The following is a 17,883-nucleotide window of genomic DNA, read 5'->3' on the forward strand; positions in this document are numbered from 1 at the left end:
CTCCTGCCGACCCACCCTAACCGCGCCGGGCATCCGGTTGGGGTGTCATCCACAGGGGCGTTACCCTGTGCTCATGACGGAACTGCGCCTGGAAGAGCTCTCCGCCGCGACGATCGTCGCCGTGAACACCCTGTCGCTGAAACCGGGCCAGGAACAGTTCCTCGCTCCGGTCAGCTATGGAGTGGCCGCGACCGTCGCCGATCCCGGCACCACCTGGCAGCGGGTCGTGCTCGACGGGGACGAGGTCGTCGGGTTCGTCAGCGCGAACTTCTCCGAGGACGCGCCGCAGGAGCACTTCCGCTCCGTCCTGTGGCGCATCAACGTGGACGCCGACGACCAGGGTCGCGGCGTCGGCCGCTTCGCCGTCGACGGCCTGATGGACGAAGCCCGCAGGCGCGGGATGGACCACGTCGACGTGATCTACGAAGCCGGCGAGGAAGGGCCCGAGGCGTTCTTCCGCCGCGTCGGCTTCGAGCCCGTGGGCGAGACAGAGTTCGGCGAGGTCATCGCGCGCATCACGGTCTGACGCGTCGTCACGGGGCGCGTACGGCGGGAGCGGCGGGAGCGGCGGACACCGCATCCGGCGACGATCACACCAGCGAGGCGCGCCACGCGGCGTGCAGCTGGGCGAACTTGCCCGTGCCGGCGATGAGCATCTCCGGGGTGTCGTCCTCGATGATGCGGCCGTGCTCCATCACCAGCACCCGGTCGGCGATCGCCACCGTCGACAGGCGGTGCGCGATGATCAGCGCCGTCCGGTCGGCGAGGAGCGTCTGCAGCGCCTCCTGGATGAGCCGTTCGCTCGGGATGTCGAGCGAAGCGGTGGCTTCGTCCAGGATGAGGACGGCGGGATCCGCCAGGAACGCCCGCGCGAACGAGATCAGCTGGCGCTGACCGGCCGAGACCCGGCCACCGCGCTTGTTCACGTCGGTGTCGTAGCCGTCCGGCAGGGCCCGGATGAACTCGTCCGCACCGACCGCACGGGCGGCCGCCTGGATCTCCTCCAGCGTCGCATCGGGCTTTCCCAGGGCGATGTTGTCGGCGACCGTCCCGCTGAACAGGTACGCCTCCTGGGTGACCATCACGATCGCCCGGCGCAGGTCCTTGGGATGCAGGCGGCGCAGGTCGACCCCGTCCAGCGTCACCCGGCCGGCCGTCGGGTCGTAGAACCGTGACACGAGCTTGGCGAGGGTCGTCTTCCCCGCCCCCGTCGTTCCCACGAGCGCCACGGTCTGGCCCGCCGGCACGTCCAGGCTGAACCCGGGCAGCACCACGCGCCCGTCGCCGTAACCGAACGCCACATCCTCGAAGCGGATGGCGCCCTGCGCCGCGCGCAGATCCACCGGCTGCGAGGGGTCGGGGACCGAGGGCTCCTCCTCCAGGACCCCGGACACCTTCTCCAGCGCCGCCGCGGCGGACTGGTAGGAGTTCAGGAACATCGCGACCTCCTGCAGCGGAGAGAAGAAGTTCCGCACGTACAGGACCGCGGCCAGGAGCACGCCGACCGCGAGCGCGCCGTCGGCGACGCGCAGACCGCCCCAGAGCATCACGGCTGCGAGCGTCGCGGCGGAGATCGCCATGAGCGCCGGCTCGAACGTCCCGAACAGGCGGATGGAACGCATGTTCACGGCGCGGTACTGACTCGACAGCTCGCCGAACTCGACGTCGTTTCGGGGCTCCTTCCGAAACGCCTTGACCGCACGGATGCCGGTCATCGTCTCCACGAAGTGCACGATGACCTTCGCGCTGACCACCCGGGACTCCCGGTAGACGACCTGGGAGCGGCGGTAGAACCACCGCATCAGCAGCATGAGCGGGCCGCCCATCACGATGAGGATGACGCCGCTCTGCCAGTCCAGCAGAAGCAGGGCGATCAGCGTGAACCCTCCGTAGAGGACGCCGGAGACGAGCTCGTTGAGCCCGCCGTCGAGCAGTTCCCGGATGGTGTCCAGGTCGCTGGTCTGGCGGGAGATGATCCGGCCCGAGGTGTAGGACTCGTGGAACTCCAGGCTCAGCCGTTGCGTGTGCCGGAAGATCCTGGTGCGCAGGTCGAACATCACGGCCTGGGTCAGGCGGGCCGCGACCACGACGTACCAGGCGATCAGTACGGCCCCGCCGATCGCCGAGAGGAGGTAGACGAGGGACACCGCGATCGTCGGCATCCAGTCCATCCGCTCGATGACGGCGGGCAACGCGTTGTCGATCCCGAAGGCGATGAGGGCCGGGCCCAGCACCCGCAGCGCGGTGGAGACCACGAGCACCAGCGCGGCGAGGACGAGCTGCCAGCGGAGAGGGCTGACGAGCGATCCCAGGAGGCGCATCGAGCGACGGCGGATCTGCCGGCTCTCGACCTGGGTGTAGTCCGAGCGGTCTTCGCCGCTGGTTCCGGTGACCGTGCTCACGGCGTCGTCTCCTTCTGCACGGCGGACTCGTCATCCGCCTCGAGGCTCGAGATCACGTAGCGGTAGTGCTCCGAGGTGCGCATGAGCTCCGAATGGGTGCCCACCGCCGTCACGCGACCGGCCTCGAGGAGGGCGACGCGATCGGCCAGTGCGACCGTCGACGGCCGGTGCGCGACGATGAGCGCCGTAGTGTCGGCGAGTACCTCCCGCAGCGCCGCTTCGACCAGTGCCTCCGTGTCGACGTCGAGGGCGGAGAGCGGATCGTCGAGGACGAGCACGGTCGGTCGCGCGGCGACCGCGCGTGCCAGCGCGAGGCGCTGGCGCTGGCCGCCGGAGAGGCTGAGCCCCTCCTCCCCGATCACCGTGTCGACTCCGTCGGGGAGATCGTCCACGAACCCGGCCTGGGCGACCTGGAGAGCCTGGCGCATCACCCGCTCCCCCTCGGGGGACGCGGGATCGAGGTCGGCCCGCCCGAGCAGCACGTTCTCGCGGACGGATGCGGAGAACAGCGTCGCGTCCTCGAAGGCCATCGACACGTGCGTGCGCAGCTCGCTGAGGGTCAGGTCGCGCACGTCGACGCCGTCCAGGACCACGCGCCCGCCGGTCACGTCGTACAACCGGGCCGGCAGCGTCGTCAGCGTGGTCTTACCGGAACCGGTGAGCCCGACGAGCGCCATCGTCTCCCCCGGCTCCAGATCGAGATCGATGCCGTCGAGGAGGTCCCTCTGCTCGGCGGGGGCGTCCTGATAGCGGAAGTGCGTGCGCTCGAACACGAGGTGCCCGCGCGGCTCGGCGATGCTGCTCGGGGTGTCCGGGTCCACGATCGTGTTCGGCTCGTCGAACACCTCGTAGATGCGGTCGGTGGCGGTGCGCGCATCGAGGAGGAAGGAGAAGAGGAAGCCGATGGACTCCATCGGCCAGCGCAGCACGGTCGCCATGGCGAAGAACGCGAACAGTTCGGCGACGGAGAGTTCGCCCAGCTGAGCGAGCACGATCCCCACGGCCAGGCAGAAGGCGAACGCGATGTCGGGCAGCAGCACCAGCCAGAACCAGATGAAGCCGATGGCGCGCGCCTTGCGGAGCTCCGTGTGCCGGAGCGTCTCCGCCTGTCGCATGAACTTGTTGAGGGCGTGTCCGCCACGCCCGAACGCCTTCAGCACGCGGATGCCGTGGACACTCTCCTCGACCGAGGTGGCGAGGTCGCCCGCCTGGTCCTGACTCTGCCGCGCGAGCGTGCCGTACTGCTTCTCGAACCGGTATCCGGCGTACCAGAGGGGCGCGGAGCAGGCGAGGAACACGACCCCGAGCAGCCAGTGCCACTGGAACAGGAGAACGGAGCCGATCGCGATCGTCAGCACGTTGACGACGAGCAGGATGAGCCCGAAGGCCAGCCACCGGCGGATGAGGCTGATGTCCTGCATCATCCGGCTGAGGAGCTGTCCCGACTGCCAGCGGTCGTGGAAGCTGACGGGCAGACGCTGCAGCCGGCGGTAGAAGCCGGTACGCAGCTCGTACTCCACCTGGGTGGCCGGAGCGAGCACGAACCACCGGCGGGCCCAGACGAGCCCCGCCTCGGCCAGGCCGAGAGCGAGGACGGCGACCGCACCCCAGACGATCTGCGGCGTCTCGCCGGAGGCGATCGGACCGGCGACCACGCCTTCGAGGACCAGGGGCAGCATCAGGGCGACGATGCTCGCGGCGAGCGCGCTCACCGCCCCGAGCACGAGGCGCGGCAGCACCGGGCGTGCGAAGGGGAGCAGGCGCGCGAGCGCGCGGGGCGTGGACAGCGGAGGGGAGGTGGTCATGGGTCCTGGAGGTCAGCGTGAGTGAGCCCTGCGGGCGCGCGCGGTCGCGGGGACGGTCCGCGGGGGATGCTGCGTCGCGCGACGGCAGCCCTCCAGACTAGTGCTGGGTGTTTCCTGTATGCAACAAGCACCTTCTCCGTGGTGAGTCGCGAGCTCATCTCCCGGACGGCACGACCGGACCGGCGGGCAGCGCCGCCCGCTCCCGCGCCAGCAGGCTGCGCTTGATCTCGAGCCCCCAGGCGAAGCCACCGAGCGCACCGCCGGTGCGCAGTACCCGATGGCAGGGCACGAACAGGGCGGCGGCGTTACGCGCGCAGACGGACGCAGCCGCACGCACCGCACGCTCACTGCCGAGCTCGGCGGCGAACTGCGCATAGGTGAGCGGCGCGCCGGGAGCGATCCGGCGCAGGCCCCGCCATCCCGCCAGTTGCCCCGTGGTACCGCTCTGACTGACCTGGACCTCGTCGATCGCCGCGAGGTCCCCCGCATAGTAGGCGTGCACGGCGTCGAGGGCCGCGACGCCGCCCTCGACGACCTGCTCGGGTCGCTCCCGGGGCCGCAGGCGGCCGAGGATCGCTTCCGGGTCGGCTGTCCACCCGGACGCCAGCACCCGCTGATGCCCGTCCGCCAGCACCGTGAAGGGTCCGTCGGGGGTGTCGATCGTGTCGAGATGCGCGGTCATGGGTGGCTCCGTTCGGGAAGGGCGGGTGCGGGGGTGAGCGCACGCCACAGGTGCGCGGTGAGGTAGCTGCGCCAGGGGGCTGCGCGCTCCGTCCAAGCGGTCAGCGGGCGCGGCGCGTCGGGGAGTCCGAGCCGTGCCGCCCCGGTGCGGACGGCGACGTCTCCCGGCAGGAACACATCGGGGTCGCCGGTGACCCGCATCCTGACGTAGTCGGCGGTCCACGGGCCGATGCCGGGCATCGCGAGGAGGGCGGCGCGCTGCTCGTCCGGGTCTCCCCCGCTGTCGAGCACGAGGGTCCCTTCGCTGAGCTCCCGCGCCGCTGCGACGACCGCGCGGATACGTGCCCCCGGTCCGCGCAGCACCTCGGCGCCGTGCTCCGCGATGGCCGCCATCGTCGGGAAGAGCCGGTCCATGCCGTCGCCGCCGGGAAGGCGTTCTCCCAGGGCGTCGGTCAGCGCGGTCAAGGCGGTCCGGGCGGCTCCCACCGTGATCTGCTGGCCGATCATCGCGCGGACGAGCATCTCGTGGGGATCGACCGTGCCGGGCACGCGGATGCCGGGTACCGCCGCCACCCGCGCGGCGAGCTCGGGGTGCGCACGCAGCGCCTCATCGACGGCAGCCGGATCCGCATCCAGGTCGAACAGTCGCCGCACCCTCGCGACGAGCTGGGGAAGGTCGGAGAGATGTGTGAGCCTCGCGTGCAGGCGCAGCGCGCCCTGTTCCCGACGGATCTCGAACCGGGCCACACCGCCCGCCAGGCGCAGTGTCCGTGCGAAGGAGTCGGGCGTCGCCACCTCCACGCCGGCGATCGCGCGGGCCTGCATCCAGGCGAAGATCCCATCGAGATCGATCGGGGTGCGGTGGGCGAGCACGAGGTCTATCGCGCCGGGCGCGGCGGCGTGCTCCCCGCGGCGACGCGCGCGCAGCGCGAGCGGGGGCATCCCGAAGACCTCGCGGACCGTCTCGTTGAACTGCCGCACGCTCGCGAAACCGGCCGAGAACGCGACGTCGGCGGCGGGCATGTCCGTCCCGATGAGCAGCATCCGCGCGGTGTGCGCGCGGTGGGCGCGGGCGAGGGCGAGGGGTCCCGCGCCGAGCTCCGCGGTGAGCACGCGGGTGAGATGGCGGCTCGAGTACCCGAGACGGCGCGCGAGCCCCGGCACGCCTTCCCGCTCGACCACGCCGTCCGCGATGAGCCGCATGGCCCGTCCCGTGACGTCGCGGCGGAGGTCCCAGAGGGGTGAGCCCGGCGCCGCTTCGGGCAGGCAGCGCTTGCATGCGCGATATCCGGCCTCGTGCGCCGCGGCGCTCGTTGCGAAGAACGTGACGTTCGCCGGCAGCGGCGTGCGGGCGGGACAGCTCGGCCGGCAGTAGATCCCGGTCGTGCGGACGGCCGTGACGAAGTGCCCGTCGAACCGCACGTCGCGCGCGTGGATCGCGCGGTAACGCTCGTCGAAGGTCATCGCCGGCAGGGACATGCCTCCAGCCTGACACGCTCCGCGCTTCCCGGCTCGCGGTTTTCGGACACCACTGCCGGGCGCTCACGCAGCGCCCCACCGAGCCGAGGCGTCAGGTGGGCACGACCCGTGCACGAATCCGGGTGGCGGCACGCCATCACGCACGCGCCGTAGCCCCGGCACGCCCACACGCCGTGGCTGCGGCAACCCCTCGCGCCGCCGGGTTCCGAGCCGCTAACGTCGCGGGATGGCCGAGATCACCGCGCAACCCCAGGAGTACGACCTCATCGTCATCGGGGCAGGGCCGGTGGGTGAGAACGTCGCGGACCGCGCTGTCCAGGCCGGCCTGTCCGCCGTCATCGTGGAGAGCGAACTGGTCGGCGGCGAATGCTCGTACTGGGCCTGCATGCCGTCGAAGGGCCTCCTCCGCGCCGGCGCGGTGCTCCGGGAGGCGATGGCGGTCGACGGTGCGTCGCAGGCGGTGACCGAGGACGTGGACGTGGCCGGCGTACTGCGGCGCCGGGACGCCCTCACGCACGACTGGGACGACGGATCGCAGGTGGAGTGGCTGACCGGCGCGCACATCGACCTGGTGCGCGGGCACGGCCGGATCACGGCCGAGCGACGGGTGAGCGTGACGGATGCGGAGGGCACCGTCACCGAGCTCGCCGCGCGGCATGCCGTGGCGGTGTGCACGGGTTCCGCGGCGCTCCTCCCCGACATCCCCGGCCTCACCGAGGTCGCGCCGTGGACGAGCCGGGAGGCGACGGCGGCGCACCGCATCCCGCAGAGCCTCGCGATCATCGGCGGCGGTGTCGTGGCCGCGGAGATGGCCACGGCCTACGCCGACCTGGGCGCGGAGGTCACCCTCATCGTCCGGAGCACCCTGCTGGGTGGGATGGAGCCGTTCGCCGGCGACATGGTCGCCGATGCGCTCCGGTCCAGGGGCGTCACCATTCGTTTCGGCGCCGAGGTGACGCGGGCACGACGGGCGGACGGCGCCACGGAGCTCACGCTGCGCGACGGCACGATCGTGCGCGCGGAGGAGGTCCTCGTGGCCACCGGGCGGGTTCCGCGAACCCAGGAACTCGGGCTGGAGAACGTCTCGCTCGAGCCGGGCGACTGGCTGGACGTCGACGACACGATGCGCGTGCGCGGCTCGGACTGGCTGTACGCCGTCGGCGACGTGACGCACCGGGCGCTGCTCACCCACCAGGGCAAGTACCAGGCGCGCGCCGCGGGTGACGTGATCGCCGCGCGGGCGCGGGGCACCCGGGTGGACGACGCCCCCTGGGGCGCGCACGTCGCGACCGCCGACCACGAGGCGGTACCGCAGGTCACGTTCACGGATCCCGAGGTCGCCTCGGTCGGGCTCACCGAGGCGGCGGCGCGGAGGGCAGGCCGCCGCATCCGCACCCTCGACTACGACCTGTCCTGGATCGCCGGCGCCTCGACCCTGAGTGACGACTACACGGGCCGGGCGCGGGCCATCGTCGATGAGGATCGGGAGGTCCTGATCGGCGCGACCTTCGTCGGACCGGGCGTGGCCGAGATGCTCCACGCCGCCACGATCGCGATCGTGGGCGAGGTGCCGCTGCGCCGGCTCTGGCACGCGGTACCGTCCTATCCCACGCTCAGCGAGGTCTGGCTGCGGTTCCTCGAGGAGTACGGCCGTCCCACCCCCTGACGCCCGCCCGTCCGGATACCCGGCATCCCGCCGGCACCCGGCGGCCCGCCGGGGAAGGACGATCGCCCCGGACGAGGGGATCCGTGGCAGGACCGTCCTCATCCGGGGCGATCGCCCTCGTCCCGGGACGCGGTGGGATCCGCGTCCGTGGGGATCAGTGGTAGAAGTGCCGCTCCCCCGTGAAGAACATGGTCACTCCGTGCTCGCGGGCCAGGGCGATCGTCTCCTCGTCGCGCACGGATCCGCCCGGCTGCACGATCGCGGATACACCCGCGTCGAAGAGCACCTGCGGGCCGTCGGAGAACGGGAAGAAGGCGTCGGACGCGACCACCGAGCCGCTCGCGCGGTCTCCCGCGCGTTCGACCGCGAGTCGGCAGGAGTCGACGCGGTTCACCTGGCCCATGCCGATGCCGACCGTGGCGCCGTTCTTGGCGAGCACGATGGCGTTCGACTTCACCGAACGACAGGCCTTCCAGGCGAAGATGAGGTTCGTCATGTCCTCACCCTCCGGGCGCTCACCCGCGACGAGCTCCCAGTCCTTGGCGACCGACTCGATGTCCTGCGGGAAGCGGTCGGCCTCCTGCAGCAGCAGACCGCCGGAGACGAGCCGCACATCCATCGGCTCCTCCTTCCAGTCCGCGGGCAGCTGCAGCACGCGCAGGTTCTTCTTCAGGCGGAAAAGCTCGAGCGCCTCCGGTTCGAAGTCGGGCGCGATGATGACCTCGGTGAAGATCTCGCGGAGGTTCTCCGCCATCTTCAGGGTCACCGTGCGGTTCGCCGCGATCACACCACCGAAGGCCGACACCGGGTCGCACTCGTGCGCCCGCACGTGCGCGCTCGCGATCGGGTCCAGCGCGTTGGGCGCGGAGACCGCGATCCCGCACGGGTTCGCGTGCTTGACGATGGCCACGGCGGGCTTGACCATGTCGAACGCCGCACGCAGCGCCGCATCCGCGTCGACGTAGTTGTTGTAGGACATCTCCTTGCCCTGCAGCTGCGTGGCCTGCGCGATGCCGTGACCACCGACGCGGGTGTAGATGGCCGCCCGCTGGTGGGCGTTCTCCCCGTACCGGAGGGTGGCCAGTCGTTCCGCCTTGATGGTCAGGTGCGCGGGGAGCTCCTCCCCCTCGGCGAGAGTCCCCTCGGCGAACCAGGTCGCCACCGCACGGTCGTAGTTGGCCGTGTGCGCGAAGGCACGCGCGGCGAGTTCCTTACGCTGCGCGAGCGTCGTCCCGCCCGTGCCGATCGCCTCGATGATGGCGGGGTAGGACTCCGGGGAGACCACGATGGCGACGTTGGCGTAGTTCTTGGCCGAGGCGCGCACCATCGCGGGCCCGCCGATGTCGATCTGCTCGACCACGGCGTCACCCTCGGCGCCGGAGGCGACCGTCTCGACGAACGGATAGAGGTTCACGACGACGAGCTCGAACGGGGAGATACCGAGCTCGTCCAGCTGCCGCTCGTGACCCTCGAGACGCAGGTCCGCCAGGAGACCGGCGTGCACACCGGGGTGCAGGGTCTTCACGCGGCCGTCGAGCGACTCCGGGAAGCCGGTGACGGAGGACACATCCGTGACCGGGTAGCCCGCGTCCCGGATGGTGGACGCGGTCGATCCCGTCGAGACGATCTCGACGCCCGCGCCGGCAAGGGCCTCGGCGAGCGCCAGCAGGTCGGTCTTGTCGCTGACCGAGACGAGGGCGCGCCGTACAGGGACGGTGTCGCGGTGACGGTAGAGGGACGGATCGTGACTGGGCCCGGCCATGGGACTCCTCGGTTCAGGGGTGGTGCTGGTCTGGTCAGATGGCGGATGCGGCGAGGTCGAGCTCGCCGGTGGCGATGCGCCGGACGACGTCGATGAGCAGACGGCGTTCGACCGGCTTGATGCGGTCGTGCAGGCTGTGCTCGTCGTCGCCAGGGAGGATCGGGACGCGCTCCTGCGCGAGGATCGGGCCGGTGTCCACACCGTCGTCGACGACGATGACGCTGGCCCCGGTTTGGGTGGCCCCGGCCGCGAGCGCGTCGCGGACGCCGTGCGCCCCGGGGAACTCCGGAAGGTATGCGGGGTGGGTGTTGATCAGGCGGGGAGACCAGCGCGCCACGACAGCGGCGGGCAGCAGCCGCATCAGCCCGGACAGGACGACGAGGTCGGGGGCCCACACCTGGAGCTGACGGTCGAGCTCCTCGCCCCACTCCTCGCGCTCGGCGGCGCCGCGCCACGGGACGACGAAGCTCGGGATACCGAACTCCTCCGCATGGGCGAGGCCGTCGGCTTCCCGGTCCGCGCCGACGACGATCACTCGGGCGGGGAATTCAGGGGACGCCGCCGCCTCCAGGAGGGCTCGGAGATTCGAGCCTGTGCCGGAGATGAGGACGGCGACCGTGAGCACGAGGCAAGTCTAGCCACGCGGCCGGTCTTCCTCCGGGCCGTTACGGAGCCTCGTCGGACCACCCGTCTCGGCCGGGGGTCGCGGCATCCGGAGTCGGTGTCGTCTCCTCACCCGGACGCCGGCGTGGGGCGAGCAGCAGGATGCCGGCGCCGAGGCCCACCTCGATCCCGATCGCCAGGGCGAGCGCGGCCGGGTCGGGCCCGACCTCGCCGAGGCGTCCGGGACCGAGCGCGCCCGATGCGAGCACGGCGAGCAGTGCCGCGCCGAGCGCCGCGAGCACGCCGATCGTCGCCGTGAGCGCGATGAGCAGACCGGTGGACTCCGCGTCCGCCTGGCCGCCGCGCGGGGACAGGCGCGACCGCACGGCCCATCCGGCGAACGCTCCGGCCGCCACCGGGAGCAGGACGAGCGCGAGCAGCCACGGGGAGGTGCTCTCCGGGAGGACACCGAGGATGGGGATGCCGGGCAGGATCCCCAGCTGGGTACCGCCCGGTGCCACGACGGCTCCCGCGCCGAGGGCCACTCCGGGACCGGCGACGAACGCGAGCGCCCAGACGATCAGGGTCGGCAGGTACAGGATCTGGCCGAGCCCCATGACCACCGCTCCGAGTCCGTCGAGGTTGGCGGACTGCGAGAGGGCGACGATCTGGGGACCGCGGACGACGAGCACGACCGCGAGGGCGAGAGCGGCGATGCCGCTCAGGGAGGTGAGGACGATGGCGCCACCGCGCGCCGCGAGGCTCGGGAACTCGGGCCAGGCACCCGGCCGGGTGTCCAGACGTGTGCGCAGCTCGTCGATGATCCCGTCGTCGCCGTCCGACCAGGCGACCCGGACGGCACCGCCGAGCACCCCGACCCCGTAGAAGGCGGAGGGGAAGAGGATCGCCTGCCACAGTTCGACCCGCACGAGAGCCGCGGCGCCGGTGATCGCCACCAGCGTCGCGAACGCCGTGAACACGAGGAGGCCGGTCACCACGCCGGTCACCCAGGCACCGGAACGGGCTGCGCGCGCGCCGGAACGCGCCGCGAACAGGAACGTGAACGCCGCGAAGCCGAGCGGGGGCAGGGAGACCGCGAAGCCGGCCAGTGCGGGATCGATCCCGGTCTGCGCGAGGTACAGGTCGGGCAGCGTGACGTGCAGGGGGACCGCGTGTCCGAGCTGCCAGATCGCGGCCGACGTCTGCCAGACGGCGCCGAGATCCAGGGCGCCGAAGACGACGATCCACAGGATGGTGAGGGGCGCGACCGCCACGGCGACGCCGACGGCCGCGGCGACGAGGGAGTCGAGCGCGGAGAGGAGGGAGACGAGGACGCGGTGCATGCCTCCTCGACCCTACCCACGGGTCACCGCAGGCCCGGCCCGGCACGCAGAGGGGTGCCGGGCGGCGTAGCCTGTAACGCTGGAGGAATCATGACCGCACACGTAGAGACCGACGTCCAGCCCCAACCCCGGAACGGCTTCGACCGTTTCTTCGAGATCACCCGCCGCGGGGCGACTCTCGGCGGCGAAGTGCGCGGGGGCGTCGTGACCTTCGTCGCGATGGCGTACATCGTCATCCTGAACCCGATCATCCTCTCCAGCGGGGTCGACGTCGACGGGCAGCAGCTCGGGTTCGCCCAGGTGGCGGCCACGACCGCACTGACGGCCGGGGTCATGACGATCCTCTTCGGCCTCGTCGCGCGGATGCCGTTCGCTTTCGCCGCCGGGCTCGGCATCAACTCCTTCCTCGCGGTCGCCGTGGTCGGCCAGGTGACCTGGCCGGAGGCGATGGGCCTGGTCGTGATCAACGGTCTCCTCATCGTGCTGCTGGCCGCCACCGGCCTGCGCCGGCTCATCTTCGATGCCGTGCCCGTGGCGCTGAAGACCGCGATCACGGTCGGCATCGGCCTGTTCATCGCCTTCATCGGCTTCGTCAACGGCGGCTTCGTCACCGCCACCGGCGCGAACTCCCCGCCCATCGGACTCGGGATCGAAGGCTCCGTCGCGACCGTCCCGGCGGTCCTGTTCGTCCTGACCGTCCTGCTCATCGCGGTCCTCCTCGCCCGGAAGGTCAAGGGCGCCATCCTCATCGGCCTCGTCACGGGAACCGTCGCCGCCGTGATCATCGAGGCGATCTGGAAGATCGGCCCGCAGATCGGTGACGACGGGACGGTCAACCCGGGCGGCTGGAGCCTCCAGGTGCCCGCGCTCCCCTCATCCGTGGTGAGCCTGCCTGACCTCAGCCTCATCGGCCAGATCAGCTTCGGATCGTTCGACCGGATCGGCGTCCTCGCCGCGACGATGCTGGTCTTCACCCTGCTGTTCACGAACTTCTTCGATGCGATGGGCACCTTCACCGGTCTCTCCCGGGAGACCGGCCTGGCCGATCAGCAGGGCAACTTCCCGCGTCTGCGTTCCGCGCTCGTGGTGGAGGGCGTCGGCGCCGTCGCCGGCGGACTGACCTCCTCGTCCTCGAGCACCGTCTTCGTCGAGTCCGGATCGGGCATCGGGGAGGGCGCGCGCACGGGTGTCGCGAACCTCGTCACGGGCATCCTGTTCCTCCTGGCGATGTTCCTCACCCCGCTCACCTCGATCGTGCCCAGCGAGATCGCCGCGGCCGCGCTGGTCATCGTCGGCGGGATGATGATGGCGCAGATCCGCCACGTGGACCTGAGCGACTTCACCGTGCTCATCCCGGTGTTCCTCACCGTGACCGTGATGCCGCTCACCTACTCGATCGCCAACGGCATCGGCGCGGGGTTCGTCAGCTGGGTCGTCATCCGGAGCCTGTCCGGGAAGGCCCGGGAGATCAGCCCGCTCCTGTGGGTGGTCGGGGCCGGATTCGTGGTGTTCTTCGCCCGTGGGCCGATCGAGATGCTTCTGGCCTGAGCCTCGCGCGCCGCGCCGCGGCGGGATGCCCCGCCGGGGCCCCGCCGGGGCATCCCGCCTCCGCGTGCACAACGGCACAGATCGACGCTGACGCGCCGCTCCGGATGCGGACAGCCGGGGTGTCGCGGACGATCCGTGCTGTCGTGCACGGCCATGACCGGCACGGGCCTACCCCGCAGCGGTCAGCGCAGGCCGGGGACGGCGTCAGGCGTCGAACGGCTCCAGCAGGAAGATCGCGATCCGGCGATCGGTCCTCTTCTGGTACTCGTCGTAGTCGGGCCAGACCGCGACCGCTCGCGCCCACCACTCGTCACGCTCGGCGCCGTCGAGCTCACGCGCCCGGTAGTCGCGGCGGACCGCACCATCCTGGAGCTCCACGTGCGGATGCTTGCGGATGTTCCCGCCCCACGCCGGCTCGTCCGGGTCCCCGCCCTTCGAGGCGACGACCAGATAGCGCCCGTCATGCTCGACGCGCATCAGGGCGGTCTTTCGCAACGCGCCGGACTTCGCCCCGACGGTGGTCAGCACGATGATCGGCACCCCGCGCAACTCGTTCGCCTCGGTGCCGCCGGAGGCCTCGTAGCGTTCGGCCTGCGTGCGGGCCCACTCGGACGTGCTCGGCTTGTACTCTCCGGTCAGCGGCATGCGCCCAGGCTACCCGGGCTCAACCCGGTGCGGGCCGCGCACGCGAGACGGCGCATGCTCCCGGCACGTAAGACGGAGGGGCGGATGCGGTGCCCACGCTGTCGCGCCGGGTCCCGCATCCGCCCCTCCGGGCGTGCCTGCTACAGGCTCGCGATGATCTCGCGCATGAGCGCGGCGGTCTCGGACGGCGTCTTGCCGACCTTGACCCCGGCGGCCTCGAGGGCCTCCTTCTTCGCCTGCGCCGTGCCCGCGGAACCGGAGACGATGGCGCCGGCGTGGCCCATCGTCTTGCCCTCGGGAGCGGTGAACCCGGCGACGTAGCCGACGACGGGCTTGGTGACGTTGGCCTTGATGTAGTCGGCGGCACGCTCTTCGGCATCGCCACCGATCTCACCGATCATGACGATGGCCTTGGTCTCCGGGTCCGCCTCGAACGCCTCGAGGGCGTCGATGTGGGTGGTGCCGATGATCGGGTCGCCACCGATGCCGATGGCGGTCGAGAAGCCGAGGTCGCGCAGCTCGAACATCATCTGGTACGTCAGGGTGCCCGACTTGGAGACGAGACCGATCGGGCCCTTGCCGGTGATGTTCGCCGGGGTGATGCCCACGAGCGCCTCGCCGGGGGTGATGATGCCGGGGCAGTTCGGACCGATGATGCGGGTCTTGTTGCCCTTCGACTTCGCGTAGGCCCATGCCTCCGCGGAGTCGCCGACCGGCACACCCTCGGTGATGACCACGAGCAGCGGGACCTCGGCGTCGATCGCCTCGATCATCGCGTCCTTCGTGAACGCCGGCGGCACGAACGCGATGGACACGTCGGCGCCGGTCTTCTCGATCGCCTCGGCGACCGATGCGTACACGGGGAGCTCGACGGCTGCGCCGTCCTTGTCGGTGTGGGAGACGGTGGTGCCGGCCTTGCGGGCGTTGACGCCGCCGACGACCTGGGTCCCGGCCTTCAGCATCAGCGCGGTGTGCTTGGTGCCCTCGCCGCCGGTGATGCCCTGGACGATGACCTTGGAGTCCTTGTTGAGGTAGATCGACATGTCTAGTCCTTCTTCAATCTCAGGCTCAGGCGTTCGCCAGCGCGGCGGCCTTGTCGGCGCCCTCGTCCATACCTGCGGCGAGGGTCACGAGCGGGTGGTTGGCGGCCGCGAGGATCTGACGTCCCTCTTCGACCTGGTTGCCGTCCAGACGCACGACCAGCGGCTTCGACGCCGCGTCACCGAGGATCTCGAGCGCCTTGACGATGCCCTCCGCCACGGCCACGCAGGAGGTGATGCCACCGAAGACGTTCACGAACACGCTCTTGACCTGCTCGTCACCCAGGATGACGTCCAGACCCGCGGCCATGATGGTCGCCGAAGCGCCGCCGCCGATGTCGAGGAAGTTGGCGGGCTTGACGCCGCCGTGGTTCTCGCCGGCGTACGCGACGACATCCAGGGTCGACATGACCAGGCCCGCACCGTTGCCGATGATGCCGACCTGACCGTCGAGCTTGACGTAGTTCAGGTCGTGCGCCTTGGCCTTGGCCTCAAGCGGGTCAGCCGCATCCTTGTCCTCGAGCGCCTCGTGCTCGGGGTGGCGGAAGCCGGCGTTCTCGTCGAGCGAGACCTTGCCGTCCAGGGCGATGATGTCGCCCTCCTCGGTCTCGACGAGGGGGTTCACCTCGACGAGCGTCGCGTCCTCGCCCTTGTAGACGTTGTAGAGCTTGACGAAGACGTCGGCGACCTTCTCGGCCAGTCCGTCCTCGAAGTTCGCGGCCTTTGCGATCTCGAGAGCCTTCGCGGGTGTGATGCCCTCGAGCGGGTCGACCTCGATGCGCGCGAGCGCCTCGGGACGCTCGACCGCGAGCTCCTCGATCTCCATGCCGCCCTCGACGCTGGACAGCGACAGGTACGAGCGGTTGGCGCGGTCCAGCAGCACCGAGAAGTAGAACTCCCGGGCGATACGGGCGCCACCGGCGACCATGACGCGCTTGACGACGTGGCCCTTGATGTCGAGTCCGAGGATGGCCTTCGCGGCCTCATACGCCTCGTCGGGGGTCTTGGCGACCTTGACGCCGCCGGCCTTACCGCGACCGCCGGTCTTCACCTGAGCCTTCACGACCACGACGCCGCCGATCTTCTCGGCCGCTGCCTTCACCTCCTCGGGGGTGTCGGCGACGATGCCGGCGAGCACCGGCACCTCATACTTCTCAAACAGATCACGTGCCTGGTACTCGTAGAGATCCACAGTGCAGTCCTTCGGTGGGGCGAATGTGGTGTGCTGACGTAGAAAAACGTCTTGATGTCGAGATATCGACCGATGCCCCAGCCTACTACCGCTGCGGCCCTGCTCCTGCCGGAACGGACCCGGCCGACGCTGCGCCGTCGTCACCCTGAGGATGCCGGCCCCTGGCGCGCGGCAGCCGCTCCAGGTCGCTCAGCGCCGGGCCCTCGATGCGCGTGCCGTCCGCCTGGAAGCGGCTCGCGTGCAACGGGCAGTCCCAGGTGCACTCCGCATCGTTCCACGACAGCACGCCACCCAGGTGCGGGCAGACCGCACTCACGGCGCGGGTCTCTCCCTCCACGGTCGAGATCCCGACGGGCTTCCCGTTCCGCTGCGCCACGACACCCTCCCCCTCGGCGGGACGGGGCACGGGCACCGCGGTCCGTTCGGCGCTCAGCCACCCCGCAACCGCCGCGCCGCCGACCTTCGCGTTCTCGCCCAGTCCGCGGGCGATGTCCCCGGGCATCGTCAGCCGCGTGCCGAGCTGCGTCATCCAGCGCGGCCGGCTCTTGGGCTTGTCCCCCCGGATCTCGGCGGTCAGCCGGAGCGCGGCCGCGGGCGCGTTCGTCAGCCCCCACTTCGCGTAACCGGTGGCCAGCCGGATGCGTCCGAACCCTCGCGGCATCGCCCCCACGAAGGGCACGCCGTTGTGGGATTCGTAGTCCTGCGCCGCCCAGCGGCACGTCTCGACGCTGCCCGGGAAGAACCGCTCGGTCCACGCCACGAGATCCGCGAACCCCGCCGCTTCCGAGTCGGTGCGCCCGACCGGGTAGCCGTTGCCGCCGACGATCAGCCGATTGCCCGCACCCACCGGTCCGTCCAGAGCGGTCACCGAGCGCAGCGACCGACTCGGGCTGTCGGCGGACAGGAGCAGCCCGTCCGGCACCGCGCCGGGCACGTCGAACGCGATGCACAGCGACCGCGAGCCGCTCACCTTCGCCCAGTACAGACCTCGATCCGCGATCGGCATGCCGGTCGCCAGCACGATCCGGCCCGCGCCCATCTCCCCCTGGTCCGTCCGGACGCGCGCACGCGGGAAGGCGGACACGCCCGTGACGCGGACGTTCGTGTGCAGCGTTCCGCCCGCGCCGACGAAGGCCTGCGCGAGCGCCGTGGTCACCGCATCCGGGTCGATCGCCACCTGGCCGTCCAGGGCCACCGCCGCCGTCACGGGGAAGGGCAGACCGGCGAGTTCGTCCGGGTGGCCGCGCCGTACCGGGAGTCCCGCCTCCCGTGCCGCCGCGAGTTCGCGGTCGATGGACTCCCGTCCGGCCGTGGTCTGTGCGTAGGTGTAGGCGGTGCGGGACGACCGGGTCACCCCGGCAGCATCCGCGAATCCCCGAAGCCACTCCATGCCGTCCCGGTTCGCATCGACGTAGGCGCGGACGAGGGATGCCGGATGGTGCGCACGCAGGTGCGAGAGCCGCGTCCCCTGCAGGAGCGACATCTTGCCCGTGTTCGCGCCGGACGTGAGGTTGGCGACCTCCCCGGCCTCCAGCACGGCGACGTCCAAGCCGTCCTGCACGAGCATCAGCGCCGTCGCCAGCCCGGTGAGTCCCGCACCGACGATCACGACGTCATGCGCCCCCGATGCGAACTCGGTTCCTTCCACGGCCGGACGATCCGTCTTCCACAGAGCTCTCATGCGGGCAGTCAAACCCGTGGGCAGTCCCGCGTCCCA

14 protein-coding genes are annotated in these 17,883 nt (G+C 71.1%); 3 read left to right on the top strand and 11 right to left on the bottom strand.

The window, feature by feature from the left end; translation table 11 throughout:
- The first annotated feature begins 73 nt into the window (after positions 1-73).
- Positions 74-526, top strand: coding sequence for a GNAT family N-acetyltransferase (locus tag F6J84_RS11870; protein ID WP_150974006.1), 453 nt, complete (start codon positions 74-76; stop codon positions 524-526).
- Positions 527-590: 64 nt separating this feature from the next.
- On the opposite strand, the gene F6J84_RS11875 is transcribed toward F6J84_RS11870, so the two are convergent.
- From F6J84_RS11875 to F6J84_RS11890, 4 genes are all read right to left on the bottom strand, one after another.
- A complete protein-coding gene (locus tag F6J84_RS11875; protein WP_150974009.1) occupies positions 591-2,402 on the bottom strand; it encodes an ABC transporter ATP-binding protein in 1,812 nt (603 codons plus the stop codon).
- A complete protein-coding gene (locus tag F6J84_RS11880) occupies positions 2,399-4,207 on the bottom strand; it encodes an ABC transporter ATP-binding protein (RefSeq protein WP_150974011.1) in 1,809 nt (602 codons plus the stop codon). The genes F6J84_RS11875 and F6J84_RS11880 overlap by 4 nt, the downstream gene beginning before the upstream one ends.
- Positions 4,208-4,361: 154 nt before the next feature.
- Positions 4,362-4,889 (bottom strand): methylated-DNA--[protein]-cysteine S-methyltransferase, encoded by a 528-nt coding sequence (locus F6J84_RS11885; RefSeq protein WP_150974013.1) that lies wholly within the window; start codon positions 4,887-4,889, stop codon positions 4,362-4,364.
- The gene (locus F6J84_RS11890; RefSeq protein ID WP_150974015.1) at positions 4,886-6,367 is read right to left on the bottom strand and encodes a DNA-3-methyladenine glycosylase 2 family protein; all 1,482 of its coding nucleotides are present in this window, start codon (positions 6,365-6,367) and stop codon (positions 4,886-4,888) included. The genes F6J84_RS11885 and F6J84_RS11890 overlap by 4 nt, the downstream gene beginning before the upstream one ends.
- A 226-nt stretch (positions 6,368-6,593) precedes the next feature.
- On the opposite strand from F6J84_RS11890, the gene F6J84_RS11895 reads away from it, so the two are divergent.
- Entirely contained in the window at positions 6,594-8,033 is a 1,440-nt protein-coding gene (locus tag F6J84_RS11895; protein WP_150974017.1) for a dihydrolipoyl dehydrogenase family protein, read from the top strand.
- A gap of 154 nt (positions 8,034-8,187) precedes the next feature.
- Here F6J84_RS11895 and purH read toward each other — a convergent pair whose 3' ends face one another.
- Genes purH through F6J84_RS11910 form a run of 3 tightly spaced genes read right to left on the bottom strand, consistent with a single transcriptional unit; the run spans position 8,188 to position 11,741 of the window.
- Positions 8,188-9,795, bottom strand: a complete 1,608-nt coding sequence (purH, locus tag F6J84_RS11900; protein ID WP_150974019.1) for a bifunctional phosphoribosylaminoimidazolecarboxamide formyltransferase/IMP cyclohydrolase — start codon at positions 9,793-9,795, stop codon at positions 8,188-8,190.
- A 34-nt stretch (positions 9,796-9,829) separates the two neighbouring features.
- On the bottom strand, positions 9,830-10,420 hold the full coding sequence (gene purN, locus F6J84_RS11905; protein ID WP_150974021.1) for a phosphoribosylglycinamide formyltransferase: 591 nt from the start codon (positions 10,418-10,420) through the stop codon (positions 9,830-9,832).
- A gap of 40 nt (positions 10,421-10,460) precedes the next feature.
- Positions 10,461-11,741, bottom strand: coding sequence for a cell division protein PerM (locus F6J84_RS11910; RefSeq protein WP_150974024.1), 1,281 nt, complete (start codon positions 11,739-11,741; stop codon positions 10,461-10,463).
- 90 nt (positions 11,742-11,831) lie between these two features.
- Here F6J84_RS11910 and F6J84_RS11915 point away from each other — a divergent pair, with 90 nt between their 5' ends.
- Positions 11,832-13,289, top strand: coding sequence for an NCS2 family permease (locus F6J84_RS11915; RefSeq protein ID WP_150974026.1), 1,458 nt, complete (start codon positions 11,832-11,834; stop codon positions 13,287-13,289).
- 204 nt (positions 13,290-13,493) lie between these two features.
- Here F6J84_RS11915 and F6J84_RS11920 read toward each other — a convergent pair whose 3' ends face one another.
- The 4 genes from F6J84_RS11920 to F6J84_RS11935 form a co-directional block, all read right to left on the bottom strand.
- Entirely contained in the window at positions 13,494-13,934 is a 441-nt protein-coding gene (locus F6J84_RS11920) for a nitroreductase family deazaflavin-dependent oxidoreductase (RefSeq protein ID WP_150974028.1), read from the bottom strand.
- Between the two features lie 140 nt (positions 13,935-14,074).
- Complete coding sequence (gene sucD, locus F6J84_RS11925) at positions 14,075-14,977, bottom strand: succinate--CoA ligase subunit alpha (RefSeq protein ID WP_150974030.1); 903 nt, start codon at positions 14,975-14,977, stop codon at positions 14,075-14,077.
- Positions 14,978-15,002: 25 nt separating this feature from the next.
- A complete protein-coding gene (gene sucC, locus F6J84_RS11930; protein ID WP_150974032.1) occupies positions 15,003-16,166 on the bottom strand; it encodes an ADP-forming succinate--CoA ligase subunit beta in 1,164 nt (387 codons plus the stop codon).
- A gap of 85 nt (positions 16,167-16,251) precedes the next feature.
- On the bottom strand, positions 16,252-17,847 hold the full coding sequence (locus F6J84_RS11935; protein ID WP_150974034.1) for an FAD-dependent oxidoreductase: 1,596 nt from the start codon (positions 17,845-17,847) through the stop codon (positions 16,252-16,254).
- Between the last annotated feature and the right edge of the window lie 36 nt (positions 17,848-17,883).

The sequence above is a fragment of the Microbacterium caowuchunii genome (genome assembly GCF_008727755.1).
Taxonomy (GTDB): domain Bacteria; phylum Actinomycetota; class Actinomycetes; order Actinomycetales; family Microbacteriaceae; genus Microbacterium; species Microbacterium caowuchunii.

What these genes read in the sequence shown, in the direction of transcription:
- F6J84_RS11870 (WP_150974006.1), top strand. Translation starts at nt 74, where the DNA reads ATGACGGAACTGCGCCTGGAAGAGCTCTCCGCCGCGACGATCGTCGCC.
- F6J84_RS11880 (WP_150974011.1), bottom strand. Translation starts at nt 4,207, where the DNA reads ATGACCACCTCCCCTCCGCTGTCCACGCCCCGCGCGCTCGCGCGCCTG.
- F6J84_RS11885 (WP_150974013.1), bottom strand. Translation starts at nt 4,889, where the DNA reads ATGACCGCGCATCTCGACACGATCGACACCCCCGACGGACCCTTCACG.
- F6J84_RS11890 (WP_150974015.1), bottom strand. Translation starts at nt 6,367, where the DNA reads ATGTCCCTGCCGGCGATGACCTTCGACGAGCGTTACCGCGCGATCCAC.
- F6J84_RS11895 (WP_150974017.1), top strand. Translation starts at nt 6,594, where the DNA reads ATGGCCGAGATCACCGCGCAACCCCAGGAGTACGACCTCATCGTCATC.
- purH (WP_150974019.1), bottom strand. Translation starts at nt 9,795, where the DNA reads ATGGCCGGGCCCAGTCACGATCCGTCCCTCTACCGTCACCGCGACACC.
- F6J84_RS11910 (WP_150974024.1), bottom strand. Translation starts at nt 11,741, where the DNA reads ATGCACCGCGTCCTCGTCTCCCTCCTCTCCGCGCTCGACTCCCTCGTC.
- F6J84_RS11915 (WP_150974026.1), top strand. Translation starts at nt 11,832, where the DNA reads ATGACCGCACACGTAGAGACCGACGTCCAGCCCCAACCCCGGAACGGC.
- F6J84_RS11920 (WP_150974028.1), bottom strand. Translation starts at nt 13,934, where the DNA reads ATGCCGCTGACCGGAGAGTACAAGCCGAGCACGTCCGAGTGGGCCCGC.
- sucD (WP_150974030.1), bottom strand. Translation starts at nt 14,977, where the DNA reads ATGTCGATCTACCTCAACAAGGACTCCAAGGTCATCGTCCAGGGCATC.
- F6J84_RS11935 (WP_150974034.1), bottom strand. Translation starts at nt 17,847, where the DNA reads ATGAGAGCTCTGTGGAAGACGGATCGTCCGGCCGTGGAAGGAACCGAG.